This is a genomic window from Flavobacterium sp. (assembly GCF_031537875.1).
Classification (GTDB): domain Bacteria; phylum Bacteroidota; class Bacteroidia; order Flavobacteriales; family Flavobacteriaceae; genus Flavobacterium.
Genome location: NZ_JAVKNB010000001.1, coordinates 1 through 16,582, shown reverse-complemented (window position 1 = coordinate 16,582; position 16,582 = coordinate 1). Strand labels below are relative to the sequence as shown.

General features: G+C 32.4%; 10 protein-coding genes. 9 read left to right on the top strand and 1 reads right to left on the bottom strand.

Annotated elements, in window-relative coordinates:
* Window positions 1–148: 148 nt before the first annotated feature.
* The 3 genes from thrA (at window position 149) to thrC (ending at window position 4,924) form a co-directional block, all read left to right on the top strand.
* Entirely contained in the window at window positions 149–2,596 is a 2,448-nt protein-coding gene (gene thrA, locus RMR09_RS00050) for a bifunctional aspartate kinase/homoserine dehydrogenase I (RefSeq protein WP_310593794.1), read from the top strand.
* Window positions 2,597–2,673: 77 nt separating this feature from the next.
* Entirely contained in the window at window positions 2,674–3,603 is a 930-nt protein-coding gene (locus tag RMR09_RS00045) for a homoserine kinase (protein ID WP_310593793.1), read from the top strand.
* A gap of 31 nt (window positions 3,604–3,634) precedes the next feature.
* Window positions 3,635–4,924: a threonine synthase gene (gene thrC, locus RMR09_RS00040; protein WP_310593792.1), complete on the top strand. Its 1,290-nt coding sequence runs from the start codon at window positions 3,635–3,637 to the stop codon at window positions 4,922–4,924.
* Window position 4,925: 1 nt separating this feature from the next.
* Here the strand turns inward: thrC and RMR09_RS00035 are convergent, their stop codons facing one another.
* Window positions 4,926–5,768, bottom strand: a complete 843-nt coding sequence (locus tag RMR09_RS00035) for an NAD(P)H-hydrate dehydratase (protein ID WP_310593791.1) — start codon at window positions 5,766–5,768, stop codon at window positions 4,926–4,928.
* A gap of 553 nt (window positions 5,769–6,321) precedes the next feature.
* On the opposite strand from RMR09_RS00035, the gene RMR09_RS00030 reads away from it, so the two are divergent.
* The 6 genes from RMR09_RS00030 to RMR09_RS00005 are packed head-to-tail and all read left to right on the top strand — an operon-like array spanning window position 6,322 to window position 16,076.
* Complete coding sequence (locus RMR09_RS00030) at window positions 6,322–8,337, top strand: hypothetical protein (protein WP_310593790.1); 2,016 nt, start codon at window positions 6,322–6,324, stop codon at window positions 8,335–8,337.
* Window positions 8,338–9,240, top strand: a complete 903-nt coding sequence (locus RMR09_RS00025; protein ID WP_310593789.1) for a hypothetical protein — start codon at window positions 8,338–8,340, stop codon at window positions 9,238–9,240.
* A gap of 12 nt (window positions 9,241–9,252) precedes the next feature.
* On the top strand, window positions 9,253–11,772 hold the full coding sequence (locus RMR09_RS00020; RefSeq protein WP_310593788.1) for an Hsp70 family protein: 2,520 nt from the start codon (window positions 9,253–9,255) through the stop codon (window positions 11,770–11,772).
* A 6-nt stretch (window positions 11,773–11,778) separates the two neighbouring features.
* Complete coding sequence (locus tag RMR09_RS00015) at window positions 11,779–12,072, top strand: DUF6804 family protein (RefSeq protein WP_310593787.1); 294 nt, start codon at window positions 11,779–11,781, stop codon at window positions 12,070–12,072.
* A complete protein-coding gene (locus tag RMR09_RS00010; protein ID WP_310593786.1) occupies window positions 12,062–14,320 on the top strand; it encodes an Hsp70 family protein in 2,259 nt (752 codons plus the stop codon). The genes RMR09_RS00015 and RMR09_RS00010 overlap by 11 nt, the downstream gene beginning before the upstream one ends.
* Complete coding sequence (locus RMR09_RS00005; RefSeq protein WP_310593785.1) at window positions 14,313–16,076, top strand: AAA family ATPase; 1,764 nt, start codon at window positions 14,313–14,315, stop codon at window positions 16,074–16,076. The genes RMR09_RS00010 and RMR09_RS00005 overlap by 8 nt, the downstream gene beginning before the upstream one ends.
* Window positions 16,077–16,582: the final 506 nt, after the last annotated feature.

The window sequence follows — 16,582 nt, the reverse complement described above, 5'->3', positions numbered from 1 at the left end:
CATTTTCTGTTACAATTACTGCTACAACAACTACTACCCCTTAGGGGTATACATTTTACATATAATCCTAATATATTTTACTTTTCCTTGAAAGGAAACGTTCTTGGATGTATAGAAAAGATTGGCATTTTTAAATAAAACACACACAATGAAAGTATTAAAATTTGGCGGCACTTCAGTAGCCAATGCAGAAAATATAAAACGCGTTCTAAATATAGTTATAGACAAAGCAAAAAACGAAAAATTAGTTGTAGTCGTTTCTGCATTAAGTAAAGTAACTGACTTGCTACAATTGGCTTCACAAAAAGCAGCTTCAAACGACGAAAGTTATAAAGAAATTGTTGCCGAAATAGAAAAAAAACATTTAGACACCCTAAAGGAATTGATTCCTGTAAGCGAACAAAGTAGTTTATTAAGTCATTTAAAAAGAATTGTAAATCATCTTGAAACACTTTTAGACGGATGTTTCTTGTTGGGAGAACTTTCTCCTCGAACTGAAGATACTATTTTAGGCTTTGGCGAATTAATGTCGTCCTACATTATTGCCGAAGCGTTAAAACAAAAAGATAAAAATAGTGGTTATGCTGATAGCCGTGAATTGATTAAAACCAATGCGAACTTTGGAAAAGCAGTAGTTAACTTTGAAAGTACAAATCAATTGTTAGCTGATTTTTTTGGTTCTAACTCAAATCAAGTAGTTGTAATGCCTGGTTTTATTGCGTCTACTACTGATAACATTCCAACTACATTAGGTCGTGGTGGCTCTGATTATACTGCAGCTATCATTGCAGCTGCTGTGAATGCGACTGATTTGGAAATTTGGACTGACGTCAACGGTATGTTTACTGCCAATCCAAAAATTGTAAAACAAGCCCAACCTATTGCTACTATTTCGTACCAAGAAGCGATGGAGTTATCGCATTTTGGTGCCAAAGTATTGTACCCGCCTACAATTCAGCCGGTATTACGAAAAAACATTCCTATTCTTATCAAAAACACTTTTGAACCAGAAGCTGTTGGTACTTATATTTCAAATGATGTGGTGTCACAAACGAATCCTGTAAAGGGAATTAGTCACATTGACAATATTGCATTATTGACATTAGAAGGTCCAGGAATGGTAGGTGTTTCAGGTTCGTCAAAACGATTGTTTGAAGTTCTTTCGCATGAAAACATCAACGTAATCTTTATTACACAAGCCTCTTCAGAACATTCGATTTGTATTGGGATTTTAAATTCAGATGCTGAGTTGGCCGAAATAGCTATTAACAAAGCTTTCGAAATTGAAATCGCTCAAAATAAAATTGATCCTTGTATCGTAGAGAACAACTTGTGCATTATAGCCTTAGTGGGCGAAAACATGAAAAACCACCAAGGTTTGAGTGGAAGAATGTTCAGTACTTTAGGTAAAAACAATGTCAACATTCGCGCTATTGCACAAGGAGCTTCAGAAAGAAATATTTCTGCTGTAATCAATGAGCGAGACGTTAAAAAAGCATTAAATACATTACACGAAAACTTCTTTGAAGAAAATACCAAACAATTGAACTTGTTTGTAATGGGGGTTGGAAATGTTGGAGAGAAATTCATTGAACAAATTCACCAACAGAAAAAGTTCTTAAAAGAAAACTTAAAAATCAACTTAAGAGTCGTAGCCTTATCTAATTCTAGAAAAATGCACTTTGACGAAGATGGTATTTCATTAAAAGATTGGCAAACTGTTTTAAACAATGGAGAAACGGCTAACCAAGAGTTATTCATCGCTAAAGTAAAAGAATTGAATTTACGAAACAGCATATTTGTTGACATCACTGCCAACGAAAGTGTTTCAAAAACCTACGAACAGTACTTAAAACAAAGCGTTGGTGTAGTAACTTGTAATAAGATAGCTTGTTCATCGGCTTATGACAATTACAAGAATTTAAAAAATCTATCGCGTCAATACAATGCGCCTTTCTTATTTGAAACGAATGTTGGAGCGGGATTACCTATTATAGATACCGTAAAAAATCTTATTGCTTCGGGTGATAAAGTAAATAAGATTCAAGCCGTTTTATCCGGAAGTTTGAATTTTATCTTCAATAATTTTGATGAGAATAATTCGTTTCACGATGTAGTGAAAGAAGCGGGAGTACAAGGATTTACCGAGCCTGATCCAAAAATTGATTTAAGCGGAATAGATGTAGCTAGAAAAATACTAATCTTAATTCGCGAAAGCGGTTATCAAATGGACATTGAAGCTATTGCTAACGAATCGTTTATGCCAGCAGAATGTTTAGAAACAACATCGAATGAAGCCTTTTTTGCGTCATTACAAAAACATGCAGCTCATTTTGACGCATTGTACAACGACGCGAAAATCAAAGAATCGCGTTTGAAATATGTGGCTCAATTTGAAAATGGCAAAGCAAGCGTTGGTTTACAATTCATTCCGAAAGACCATCCTTTTTACAATTTAGAAGGAAAAGATAATATCGTATTATTTTACACTGATCGTTATGTAGATCAGCCTTTGTTAATTAAAGGTGCAGGTGCGGGTGCAGCAGTAACTGCTTCAGGAATTTTTGCTGATGTCATCCGAATTGGAAACGTATAAAACTTAGTGTCTTTGTGCCTTCGTGGCAAAAAAATGTAAAACATAAAATGAGATTGCTTCGTGCCTCGCAATGAATTATGAATGAAATAAAAATATTTTGCCCAGCCACCATCGCTAACCTTTCTTGTGGATTTGACGTTTTAGGACTTTGTCTTGACAATGTGGGAGATGAAATGGTGATTCGAAAATCAGCTCAAAAAGGCATCCGAATTACTAAAATTATTGGAGCCGACTTACCTCTAGAAACCGAAAACAATGTTTCTGGTGTGGCTGGATTAGCTTTATTAGAAACAGTAAAAGCTGACTTTGGTTTTGAAATCGAGATTTATAAAAATATCAAAGCAGGTAGCGGAATTGGTAGTAGTGCTGCGAGTTCGGCTGGAGCTGTTTTTGGAATCAATGCGTTACTAGGCTATCCGTACCAAACCAAAGATTTAGTGCAGTTTGCTATGCAAGGCGAAAAACTAGCTTGTGGCAATGCACATGCTGATAATGTAGCTCCTGCCCTTTTGGGTGGTTTTACCTTGGTAAGAAGCTACAGTCCTTTGGATATTATCAAAATAGAAAGTCCATCTGAATTGTATGCGACTGTGGTACATCCACAAATCGAACTAAAAACTTCAGATGCTCGTTCAGTATTAAAACAAACGGTTTCTTTAAAAAGCGCTATTATGCAATGGGGCAACGTGGGCGGTTTAATCGCTGGACTATATACTAAAGATTACGACTTAATTGGTCGTTCCTTACACGATGAAATTGTAGAACCTTTACGAAGTGTCCTAATCCCAGGATTTGATTTAATCAAACAAGCCGCTTTAGAAAATGGCGCTTTAGGTTCAGGCATATCAGGTTCAGGCCCTTCTATTTTTGCGTTAAGCAAAGGAAAGGAAACCGCCGAAAAAATTGCTAAAGCGATGAGTGCGGTATATGAAGCTATTAATTTGCCATACGAAATTCACGTTTCCAAAGTGAATTCTGAAGGAGTTAAAATTTTAAATCAACAATAAAACCAATTGCTTACCTAAGCAATACATCACAATGAAATATTACAGTTTAAACCATAACGCACCTAAAGTTTCTTTTGAAGAAGCTGTTATACAAGGATTGGCATCCGATAGAGGATTGTATTTTCCAGAAAATATTACACCACTGTCAACCGAATTTTTTGATACTATTGAAAATGCAAGCAACGAAGAAATTGCTTTTCAAGCTATCCAACAATTTGTTGGAGATGAAATTCCAGAAACTGAACTTCGCGCAATTATCAAAGAAACCTTGTGTTTTGATTTCCCTGTGGTCGAAGTAGAAAAGGGAATTTATTCTCTAGAATTATTTCATGGTCCCACTATGGCGTTCAAAGATGTGGGAGCGCGTTTCATGTCTCGTTGTTTGGGGTATTTCAATCGAAATGACAAGAACTCAAAAAACACGGTTTTAGTAGCTACTTCGGGAGATACCGGAGGAGCTGTTGCTAGTGGTTTCCTTGGGGTTGACGGAGTTGATGTGGTTATTTTATATCCTTCTGGAAAAGTAAGCGACATTCAAGAAAGACAATTAACTACTTTGGGACAAAATATCAAAGCACTAGAAATTGATGGTGTTTTTGACGATTGTCAGGATATGGTCAAAAAAGCATTTTTAGATGACAGTCTGAAACATAAAAATTTAACCTCTGCCAATTCGATTAATATTGCCCGTTGGTTACCCCAAATGTTATACTTCTTTTTTGCTTACAAAGCATTGAAAAGCCAAAACAAACCTTTAGTTTTTTCTTGCCCAAGTGGTAATTTCGGAAATATTTGTGCGGGTATTATTGCCAAAAAAATGGGATTACCAATAACCCATTTTGTAGCATCTACGAATGTAAACGATACCGTTCCAAGATTTTTAGAAAATGGAATTTACGATCCAAAACCTTCTATAGCAACCATTTCTAACGCTATGGATGTCGGTAATCCTAGTAATTTCATCCGAATCCAAGAAATGTATCAAAACGATTTAGAGCAATTCAAAAAGGATTTCTCTTCCTATACTTTTTCAGACGAAGCGACTTTGGAAGCCATGAAAACCATTTACAAAACCGATGGATATATTGCTGAACCTCATGGAGCTGTGGGTTACTTAGGATTGAAAAAAGAATTAGAAAATTACCCTAATGCTATCGGGATATTCCTAGAAACTGCACATCCAATCAAGTTTTTAGATGTGGTAGAACCGGCGTTGAACGTAAAACTACCTATCCCAACACAAATCGAAAGTGTGTTAGGAAAGGAAAAAGTAAGCACCAAAATCAAAACCTACGAAGAATTAAAAGCGTTTTTAGGCTAAATTATTCTAAAGTTAAAAAGGCTTTTCCGAGATACGAAATAATATCCGAAGCAATAAACGATTGATAGCCTGTTTCAGGCAAAGCTATATCAGCTGTCAATCCGTGAAGATACACCCCTAATAGTGCCGCGTTTATTGGTTCATACGACTGAGCCAATAAACTGGTAATCATTCCCGTCAACACATCACCACTACCTGCCGTGGCTAAAGCTGCATTGCCCGTTGTGTTTTGGTAAACCAAATCGCCATCAATAATTCGAGTGGGAGCCCCTTTCATCACTACGATCAGTTGGTGTTGTTTGGAAAACGCCATTGTTTTTTCCAAATGCTCCTCTTCAGAATCCCATCTGCCAATCAAACGTTCCAATTCTTTCCAATGAGGCGTTATAATCGTTTTGGGAGGCAATAAAGCCAACCAATCTGGATACAAAGACAAAATATTCAACGCGTCTGCATCAACAACTAACGGAATCCTATTCGACTTCAAAAAGTTATACAACCCTTGCTGCGTACTAGGATCTTGACCTAACCCAGGACCAATTCCAATGGCATCAGGTACAATATCAAAATGAATTGCCGAAATACAATGGACTTGAACATCCGTCAGCACCATGACTTCAGGAATAGCAATTTGTGCAATGTCATAACCACATTGGGGTACAAAAGTAGTCACTAACCCACAACCCGATTTAATCGCAGCTTTAGACGACAAACAAACCGATCCCATCTTACCATAACTCCCTCCTACTAACAAAGCATGACCTTGAATCCCTTTATGAGTAGTTGCCACAACAGGACGATAGCGTTGCAATATTTCTTGATGATCAATAGTAGTATAGTTCATAACATAGGATAGTAAAACACTAAAGTTACGAAAGATTCCCACTATACATATCGTATACAATTATTTTTTTAGCAGCACTAATTTCACTTTCTAATCAAGACTTGTCCCGCTATCCGCTTTATCTTTTTTAGAAATCGTTGACAGAGGTCTTGCATTGAACAATTCGATCTAACTCGAAGTCACGATTGCTAAAAAAGGATGCCACTACTATCGGGGCTAGGATACCCATTTATTTTTCAAAACATATATTTGGATTACAAACAAATTTTCCTACATTTGAAAACCCTATAACTGCAATCGACCCCAAATCGTTTTCCCTTATAGACTTATTAATATACAAATTAGTATAACTAGTTGTAAGTGCTTGCGCTACAACATGTTTTTATATGATTCATAATCATTACTAATGAAATATATATCAAAAAGAAAATGATAGAAAAATACCTCCTATCTAATTTGAAATATTTGCTTGTAATTATTCACAAGTGAAAACTTTAAAATTGAATTAGGCATTTTGCTAACATACTATCAGAGCAATTAATTTAAGTTGAAAATGAAAATAATACACGAAAACCCATATCGTATAATCGGCATACTTTCTAATGCTACTGCTAGAGAAATTCAAAGCAGGAAAAATAAAATAACTGCTTTTACTAATGTAGGAAAGCAAATTGATTCTGATTTTGACTTCCCTTTTTTTAATTCAATACAACGAACAAATAGTATCATTGACAAATCGTTTTCAGATATCGAACAAAATCAGAATAAAGTAATAAATTCTTTATTTTGGTTTACAAATTTGAATTCTATTGATAATACAGCGATACAACATCTAGTAACTGGAAATAAAGAAAAAGCTATTGAAATTTGGGATAAATTAACGGACGAAAAAGAAGTTACCTCTAAAAATTTTTCAGCTTTCAACAATATTGGAACGCTTTATTTATTGGAAGAATCCAAAGAAAAAATTAAAAAAGGAATTTCAACTAAAATAAAACTGATAGAATCGGGAAGTTTTCAAGAATTTGTTCAAACGGTAGCGGATGAAACGTTTTCCTTTGATAAAACCAAACAAATTGAAATATTGGTTGATGAATTATTAACGCAATTCAAAAACAAATATCCAACTTCTGAAACAATAAAATTGTTCAGCAAATGCAACGGAACTACACAAAAATACCTTTCAAAAAAGTTTACCGAAGAACCTATTCATATAATTGAAACTCAAATTGAAAAATGCACTAAAAAACGTGTAAAGGACAAAAGTAATGCATATAATTATGGAACAGATTTATACAATAAATCCAGTAGCGAGTTAAAACTTTTAAAATCTATTTTAGGAAACACCAATCTACAATACAAAATGTTAGCAGATAATATTGCGAAAGAAATATTACAATGTTCTGTTGACTATTTCAATGAAAGTCAGGAGCAAGAAAAAAGTAATAATTATCTTGAAGAAACTATGAAACTGGCAAAATTAGCCGAAAGCATAGCAGTAAATGATGCAACCAAAAACAAGGTAAAAGAAAACATTAGTACGCTGCAAGAAATGAAAGACCAAGTGCTTTCAGAAGCAATAACAGTTTTACAATCTATTAAAGATCTTTATTTAGAAAATGAGAGAGATATTAGAAACCAAATTAAACAATTAGAACAATCGGATTATGAAATAAGAAGTGGTCGTAAAACTATTAATCGTAGAGCTGTTGAAGAAAGTATAAAAAATTCAATAGAATGGCAGAAGGTAAATGAAATGATCGTTGATCTATTATCTGACAATAATTTAAAGAAGATCAAAGAATCAAATAATGACGAACAAAAAAGGAAGTTTTTAGATTTAGCTAATTGGTTAAAAGAAAATTCTCTAAAAAATGCAACAATAACAACAATTATTAACAAATATAAAATTTTACCCCCAAAGTTACCATTCAAAATAATTTCTTCAGAAGTAACAAACACTGATAATAAACCATTATATACCAAATTCATACGCTATATTGGATTAAACATGAATATAAAAGTAATTGAAGAAAAATCTGTTACCTTATATTTTAAATATATTGGTCCAGATGGAAGTGTAATACGCAACTCTGAAACCTCTCCTGTTGGTTATTCTCGCTCAGAAATTCAAAAAATAACTATAAACAAAAAGTCAATTAATATATCTGGTTGGGGTAATGCAGATAAATGTACGTACAAGATCGGCAAACACCGAATAGAAGTGTATTTAGACGAGTACATGATTCATAGTAAAGATTTTGTTGTTGATTTAACACCTTCTGAAAAACTAGAAATAGAATTAAAAAAAGCTGAAGATAGATTAAATGAAATTAAGAATTTTAAATATTTCCAAACTCAATTTGATAATTTAAATTCTCAGATGAACAAAATTAAACAATGGCAATTTTTAAGAAGTCAGTCAGATAGAGAGTCGCAAATAAATGAAAAACAAGAACAAATTAATTCGCTTATAAAAAAATCAGAGGATGAAAAAACAGCCCACTTAATTAAACAACAGTCAACTATAAAAGAAATTAAATCCAAAATAAAAAAAGCAGAATACTAAATGAAAAAACAAATAACATTAGCAATAGTTCTATTTACTTGTTTGGGAGCATTCTCCCAAAATAAATCCATTGTAGATATAGAAAATGAATTAAAACCTTTGACTGAAAAAGTTAAAACGCTTCATGCAGAGAACAGTAATCTAAAATCCGAAATAGGAACAATAAATTCAAGACTTTCAACAATTAATAATAACATTACCAATTTACAAAACCAAAATAAAAAAGATAGCATTGTAATTTCTAATACAGCAAGTCAACTTGGAATAAAAATTCAGCAAACAGAAACTACTGCAACCAACAGTATTTCCAAGTTAGATAAAGATGTAACTAACAACCGTTTGTATTGGATAATTGCAACATTAGCAACCTTGCTTTTAGGTGGCGTTTTATATTGGTTGTTAGGCAAACGTATTGCAACAAGCAAAACAGATGTGGAAACTCAAATTAGAAACACTAAAAAAACTTTGGAAGAGGAGAGTATCAAATTAGATAGCAAATTGGTTGAAGTTTTGGACACTCAATTGAAACTGAAACAAGAAGAAAAACTTATAGTTTCAACAAGTTCAAATACTGAAATCGATCATTCTTTAGCTTTAAAAGTGGCTGATGAAATAGTTCGAATTCATAAAAATTTGCTACAAATGGATGCTAGTACCAAAGGATTAAAACAACTTTCTGCATCTGTAAAAAGGATACAAGATAATTTCGCTTCAAACGGTTATGAATTGGTAGAAATGTTAGGCAAAGATTATAACGAAGGAATGAAAGCAGCTCCAAGTTTTATTTCAAGTGAAGAAATAGAAACGGGAAAACAAATTATCACAAGAATTATTAAACCACAAGTTAATTATAAAAACGAAATGATTCAATCTGCACAAATTGAAGTAAGTGTTGGAGAATAAAAAATAATAATTATGGCAAGAACAAAAATTGATTACGGTATTGATTTAGGAACTACAAATTCCGCTATTTCAAGAATTGAAAATGGTGAAGCAATAATAAAGAAAACAGATACATTAAAAGACACAATGCCTTCTTGTGTTTATATCAACAAGAAAAAGGCAATACAAGTTGGCGATAGTGCATACAACGGATTAAAAAGGGATAAATTATCTTCAATGAAAGGAGATGATAAATCTTCAAACGCATATATCGAGTTCAAAAGAACAATGGGAACGGATAAAAAATATTCTAGTTCTAATTTGGGTAAAGATCTAAGTTCGGAAGAGTTATCAGCAGAAGTTCTAAAAACTTTGAAGTCATTTGTTAAAGATGAAAATATTAATGCTGTTGTTATTACCGTTCCAGCAGCCTTTGGAAACAATCAAAAAGAAGCCACCCGAGAAGCTGCAAAATTAGCAGGGTTTAATCATATAGAATTATTACAAGAGCCAGTAGCTGCGGCAATGGCTTATGGTGTAGATAGTAAAAAGAAAGACGGTTTTTGGTTGGTTTTTGATTTTGGTGGAGGAACTTTTGATGCCGCATTACTAAAAGTTGAAGATGGTATTATGACTGTTAAAGACACCGAAGGAGATAATTATTTAGGTGGTAAAAATTTAGATTTAGCCATTGTTGATGAAATTATTATGCCTTACATCGAACAAAATTATGCTATAGATTCAATCTTAGAAGACGACAACAAAAAACAAATTTTGCGTAATGCAATGAAGTTTTATGCAGAGGAAACCAAAATAAAATTATCGTTTAATGATACGCATAATATTTTATCAGATTTAGGAGATATACCAGGTGAGGACGATAACGGAGAAGAGTTTGAATTAGATATTACAGTTACGCAAAGCGATATGGAAAGAGCCTTGTCGCCAGTGTTTCAAAAAGCAATTGATATTTCTAAAAAGCTTTTAGAGCGTAACAATTTAAAAGGATCGTCTTTAGATTCCTTGATTTTAGTTGGCGGTCCTACTTTTTCGCCAGTAGTTAGAAAGATGTTGGAGAAACAAATTTGCAAACCTGACACAAGTGTTGATCCTATGACGGTTGTTTCAAAAGGTGCGGCTTTGTATGCTTCTACAATTGATATTTCGGAAGAAATAAAAGAACAAACAAGAGATAAATCGAAAATTCAACTCGAAATCGGACACGAAGCATCAACCGTAGAATTAGAAGAGTTTGTAACGCTTAAAATATTAACAGACAAAACAGAAGGTACAATTCCATCAAAAGTATTTGCTGAAATTACCAGAAGCGACAAAGCATGGTCAAGCGGAAAAGTAGAAATCAACGAAATTGGAGAAGTCATTGAAACTCAATTAATAGAAGGCAAAACCAATGGGTTTGAAGTTTTGTTATTTGACGACAAAGGAAATATTTTAGAAAGTGAGCCAAAAGAATTTTTTGTTATTCAAGGTTCGAAAATTGGAAATGCAACATTAGCTTACAACATTGGAATTGAAATTAAGAAACGAGAATCAGGGAAAATAGTTTTTGAAACTGTAAACGGTCTTGAAAAAAACAAATCAATTCCTGCTGTTGGAACAAGAAACAGTTTAAAAACTCAAAAGCAAATTCGTCCAGGAATGGATTCAGATTTTATAAAAATTCCAATATATGAAGGAGATCACGAAGCAGACGGAACACGTGCAATTTACAATAATCACGTTACTGATATTATCATTAGTGGTGCTGATTTGCCTGCCTTATTACCTGAAAACAGTGATGTAGATTTAACCGTTAATATTGATAGATCAGAACAAATAAGAGTAACCGCCTATTTTCCTTATTTAGATTTTTCATATGATGCAACAGTTGAGAGAACCGTTCAGTCAATTGAAACAAAATGGCTTTCTAATGAAATTCGCAAAGCAAAAGGAAGTATTGAAGAACTAAAAGATGAAGGAGTAGACAATGATAAAGTTCAGAAAATAGAAAATGACATCGCTGAATTAGAGAGAAAATTTGACAATAGTAAAAATGATGTGGATGGTAAACAAGAAGTTCTTACTAATTTGAGAAAAACACTAAAAACGATTGATGAACTAAACGAAACTACAGAATGGCCTAAATTAGAAGAAGAATTAAAAGAAGAATTTTACAGATTAGAAAAAGCGAATAAAGACTTAGGAAATGACCGTTCAACACAGGTTGTAAATCAGTTACGAAACCAGTTGGAGGAAGTTTTAAAAACTCAAGATATTAAACTAGGTAAAGCATTAGTAGAAGAAATTCATTCTGTCTTTTTTCAAATGACATTGGTATACCAACTGATAAATTTTGTACGAAGACATAATCAAAATTTTGATTCTTACCATTGGAAAGATAGTCATAGAGCTAGACAATTACTAAATAAGGGGTTACAGCAAATCGGAGAAAATCCAACTACAGAAGATTTGCATCCGATTGTTATTGACTTAATAAATTTATTACCAGATACAGAAAGACCAAGCGGAGACGATACTGTTTTAGTAGGATAATTAAATATGGAAAAAATCATCAAAATAAGTTTAGCGACTTTACTATTTGGTTGCCTTTTGGATTTGCCTTATAGTTATTATCAATTCGTGAGATTTGCCGCTTTGATTGGATTTGGCTTTCTTGCCTATCAAGCTAATCAACAAGAAAAACAAACAGAAACAATAGTTTACGGCGTTTTAGCATTGCTTTTTCAACCCTTTTTCAAAATCGCTTTGGGCAGAGAATTATGGAATATTGTTGATGTAATTGTGGGGATTGGATTGATGGTAAGTTCTTTCAAACTAAGAAATGAAAATTAATTACGGTATATATATAGGCACTTCTTCTGCATCTATTACAAAAATAGAGGCAGGAGAAATCTGCGTATTAAAGTCCGATACTTTAAAAGATGAAATACCGATTTGTGTAGCAATTAACAAGAAAGGCAATATTTTTGTGGGAGATAAGGCTTATTCTATTTATAGACAGGAAGAAGTTTCTCAATTTGAAACTACACAAAATAGTTTTATAGAAATTACCCGAACCTTAGGAACGGATAAAAAATATTTCAGTTCAAATGCAAATCGTTCATTTTCAACGGAAGAATTATTAGCAGAAGTAATAAAATCTTTGCTTTCTTTTGAAAAAAGCACAAATATTAAAGCAGCTGTTTTTACAATACCAAACACTTATAAACTTAATCAAATAGAGGCTTTAAGAAAATCTGCAAATTTAGCAGGATTAAAACAAGTTGAGATTATACAAGAACCTGTTGCTGCTGTAATGGCTTATGGTTTGGACAACAAGAAAAAGGATGGTTTCTGGTTGGTGTTTGATTTTGGTGGTGGAACTTTTGATGCTGCTTTGCTTAAAGTAGAAGATGGCATTTTTAAAGTTACAGATACAGAAAGCGATAATTATCTTGGAGGTAAAAATTTAGATTTAGCCATTGTTGATGAAATTATCATTCCATATATTCAGAAAAATTATTTAATAGATAATATTTTAAATGATTACAATAGAAAATCAAAATATAGAGAGACTTTAAGATATTTTGCAAAAGAAACAAGAATTAAATTATCGTTTAATGATACGCACAACATACTTTCTGATTTAGGAGATATACCTGGAGAAGATGACAATGGTGAAGAATTTGAATTAGATATTACAGTTACACAAAGCGATATGGAAAGAGCATTGTCGCCTGTCTTCCAAAAAGCGATTGATATTTCCAAAAAACTATTAGAACGTAACAATTTAAAACCCAATACAATTAACGAACTTGTATTAGTTGGTAAAGAAACGTATTCGCCTTTATTACAAAAAATGTTAGAACAACAAATTTGCAAACCAGACACAACTATTGATTCTGAAAATGCTATCGTTAAAGGTGCGGCTTTGTATGCTTCTACTATTGATATTTCGGAAGAAATAAAAGAGCAAACAAGAGATAAATCGAAAATTCAAATCGAAATAGGTTATGAAGAGGCGACAGTAGAATTAGAGGAATTTGTAACGCTTAAAATATTAAAAGATAAAACAGAAGGAACAATTCCTAAAAAAGTATTTGCCGAAATCACAAGATGTGACAGAGCTTGGTCAAGTGGAAAAATAGAAATCAATGAAGTAGGTGAAGTAATTGAAGTAGTGTTGATTGAAAAGAAAAAATGTGTTTTTGAAATAGATTTATATGATGGAAATGGAAATAAATTAGAATGTGAACCATCTGCATTTCAAATAGAACAAGGTAAAATTTCTAAAAGTGCCACACTTTCATACAATATCGGTATGGAATTTCAAGATAAAAGAACAGGCAAAATTGTTTTCAGAACTATTTCAGGTCTTGAAAAAAATAAATCATTACCAGCTGTTGGTAGTTATAATGGCATAAAGACAGATAAACCACTTCGCCTAGGAATGGATTCTGATTTTATTAAAATTTCAATTTATGAAGGCGAACACGGAGCAGACGGAACACGAGCAATTTATAATAATCACATTAATGATATTATAATTAGTGGTGCAGATTTACCAGCCTTATTGCCCGAAAATAGTGATGTAGATTTAACGATTAGAGTTGATTTATCTCAACGAATATCAGTTGTAGCCTATTTTCCATATTTGGATTATTCTTGTGAAACTACATTTATTACAGTTAATCATTCAATCGAAACCTATTGGCTTTCTAATGAAATTCGCAAGGCGAAAGGAAGCATTGAAGATTTGAAAGACAATGGAATAAATAATGATAAAGTTCAAAAGGCAGAAACCGAAATAGCAGAGTTGGAAAGAAAATTTGAAAATAATAAAAATGACGTGGATAGCAAACAAGAAGTTTTGACCAATCTTAGAAAAACGCTTAAAATCATTGACGAATTAATTGAAATTTACTCTATAGAAAAAAAAGAAAACTATTCTCTTAAACAAGTCGAAGATTTACTTTTTGATTTGGGAACGGATTCAAAAATCACTTCAGAAAAGTTCAAAACTATTTATGAAATCATACAAACAGAATTAAAACAAAATGAAATTAATGATGTGTTCAAAGAATTAAAGTCTTATGAGTAATACAAACCCAATTTTATCAAAAGGTCAAACCATTGACAACAAATATTCGGTTAGCTTTTTTCTAAAAAAAGGAAGCTATGCCGAAACATATCGTGTACAAAATGAAGCGAAAGAAACGAAAATTTTAAAACTATTTGACTTCGCCAAATTACATCGTACACAGTTTACAGAAAGTGGAGATGTTTTAGAAATTGAAATACTAAAGCAAATCAAACATTCCAATTTAGTAAAGTACAATGATAATGGAAACATTATTATTGATAATCAAAAATTGGCTTATGTGGTATTGGATTTTGTAAGCGGCGAAACTTTAGCAGATAAAATGAAACGAGAAAACACGTTGAACTTATATGAAGCAAAAAGTATCCTTTTGAGCGTTTTAAATGGGTTAAATTATTTACACAACAAACAAATCATTCACAACGACATTACTAACCAAAATGTAATATTAGATTTATCAGGAAAGGTTACCATTCCGAAAATTATTGATTTTGGGTATGCTCGGTTTTTACAACAAACCAACAAAGATTTTTTAAAAGATGGTTTAAATTTATTCTATACCGCTAATGAAACTTTTAATAAAGTTTTCTCATTCCAAAGCGATATTTATTCTGTTGGCGCCTTGTATTATCATTTACTAACTGGATTACCACCTCATTTTATTGAAATTTCTAAATACAAATCCGATAAAATAAAATTAGAAGACGTCATTTTAGAAGAAAGAAAAAAAACTTTAAAATTTTCTGACAAGATTGATGAGCAAACACAAAATATAATCCGCAAAGCAATACAGCCAAAAGTAGAAAACCGTTTTAAATCTGTAAAAGAATTTATCCAAACATTGAACGAAGAATTAGAAGTTGAACTTTCAATTCCAGAAGAAAAAACTACTAAAATTCAACCAAAAGAAAATAAAAACGGGAAAGGTTTTTCAGCTATAGCTGGAATGCAAGAATTGAAAAACGCCATTCAATTAGATGTAATTGATGCCTTAAATCAAAAAGAACGCTATGCAGAATATGGTTTAACAATTCCAAATGGAATGTTGCTATATGGTCCTCCAGGTTGTGGTAAAACATTTTTTGCAGAGAAAATGGCAGAAGAAATTGGCTTTAATTTTTATCAAATAAAACCTTCTGATATACAAAGTAAATTTGTCAATGCATCACAAGAAAATATCAAAAACTTGTTTGATGAAGCAAGACAAAATGCACCAAGTATCATTTTTATTGATGAGTTGGACGCACTTGTCCCCAATAGAGATAATTCATCTGTTAATCACATGAACACAAGTGCTGTTAATGAATTTTTAGCTCAAATGAATAATTGTGGTGAAAATGGTATTTTTATTGTTGGTGCAACAAACAGACCAAACGCTATTGATCCAGCAATATTACGTTCGGGAAGATTAGATAAACATATTTATTTACCCCCACCAGACTTTGAAGCTAGAAAATTAATGTTTGAATTATACCTAAAGAAACGCCCGACAGAAATAGGGATGAATTATGACGAGTTTGCTAAAGCAACAGAAAACTACGTTTCAAGTGATATTAAATTTTTATGTGACGAAGCCTCAAGAAAAGCATTAAAAGACAATATAAGAATTACAAAAATAATAGTAATAGAAACTATCAAAAAAAACAAACCATCAATTTCTCTTTCTGAACTAAATAGTTATATTGAAATAAAAGCAAAAATGGATGGTGAAGTATCAAATAATAATCAACGAAAAACAATTGGATTTAAAAAATAATTAATTTGATTCAAGATAACATTAAAAAAATCATTTTTAAAAGGAGCTTTTAGAACTAATTGAATACAAATAGTTTAATTAACTACAAAACATAAATCCATGCTAAACAAAGTCTTCCGACTTTAAGAGATTCAAATCAAAAACAATAATTAAACTAATTTAGCTTTTTGATTAAATTGAATTAAGTTTAATTATACTGATAAGTAGATTAGCTATTGAATACTTATAGTAATAGAAATCAGGTATAAAACAAAAAACCCTGTTTCGTTAGAAACAGGGTTTTTAAAAAGACCCGAGGCTTTAGCCGAATAGGCGAAGCAAACCTGTCTGCCGACAGGCAGAGGCGACGAACCGAGCCCTTTAGTGCGAACACGTCGTACCTATAAACAAAAAAACTCCAACTTTTTCAAGTTGGAGTTTCATAAAGAAAGGCGACGACTCCCGATAGCTATCGGGACTCCCACATAACTGTAAGTACTCCCGAAGCGTCGGGACGCAGGCGGGCT

What these genes read in the sequence shown, in the direction of transcription:
- thrA (WP_310593794.1), top strand. Translation starts at nt 149, where the DNA reads ATGAAAGTATTAAAATTTGGCGGCACTTCAGTAGCCAATGCAGAAAAT.
- RMR09_RS00025 (WP_310593789.1), top strand. Translation starts at nt 8,338, where the DNA reads ATGAAAAAACAAATAACATTAGCAATAGTTCTATTTACTTGTTTGGGA.
- RMR09_RS00005 (WP_310593785.1), top strand. Translation starts at nt 14,313, where the DNA reads ATGAGTAATACAAACCCAATTTTATCAAAAGGTCAAACCATTGACAAC.
- RMR09_RS00015 (WP_310593787.1), top strand. Translation starts at nt 11,779, where the DNA reads ATGGAAAAAATCATCAAAATAAGTTTAGCGACTTTACTATTTGGTTGC.
- RMR09_RS00020 (WP_310593788.1), top strand. Translation starts at nt 9,253, where the DNA reads ATGGCAAGAACAAAAATTGATTACGGTATTGATTTAGGAACTACAAAT.
- RMR09_RS00010 (WP_310593786.1), top strand. Translation starts at nt 12,062, where the DNA reads ATGAAAATTAATTACGGTATATATATAGGCACTTCTTCTGCATCTATT.
- RMR09_RS00030 (WP_310593790.1), top strand. Translation starts at nt 6,322, where the DNA reads ATGAAAATAATACACGAAAACCCATATCGTATAATCGGCATACTTTCT.
- thrC (WP_310593792.1), top strand. Translation starts at nt 3,635, where the DNA reads ATGAAATATTACAGTTTAAACCATAACGCACCTAAAGTTTCTTTTGAA.
- RMR09_RS00045 (WP_310593793.1), top strand. Translation starts at nt 2,674, where the DNA reads ATGAATGAAATAAAAATATTTTGCCCAGCCACCATCGCTAACCTTTCT.
- RMR09_RS00035 (WP_310593791.1), bottom strand. Translation starts at nt 5,768, where the DNA reads ATGAACTATACTACTATTGATCATCAAGAAATATTGCAACGCTATCGT.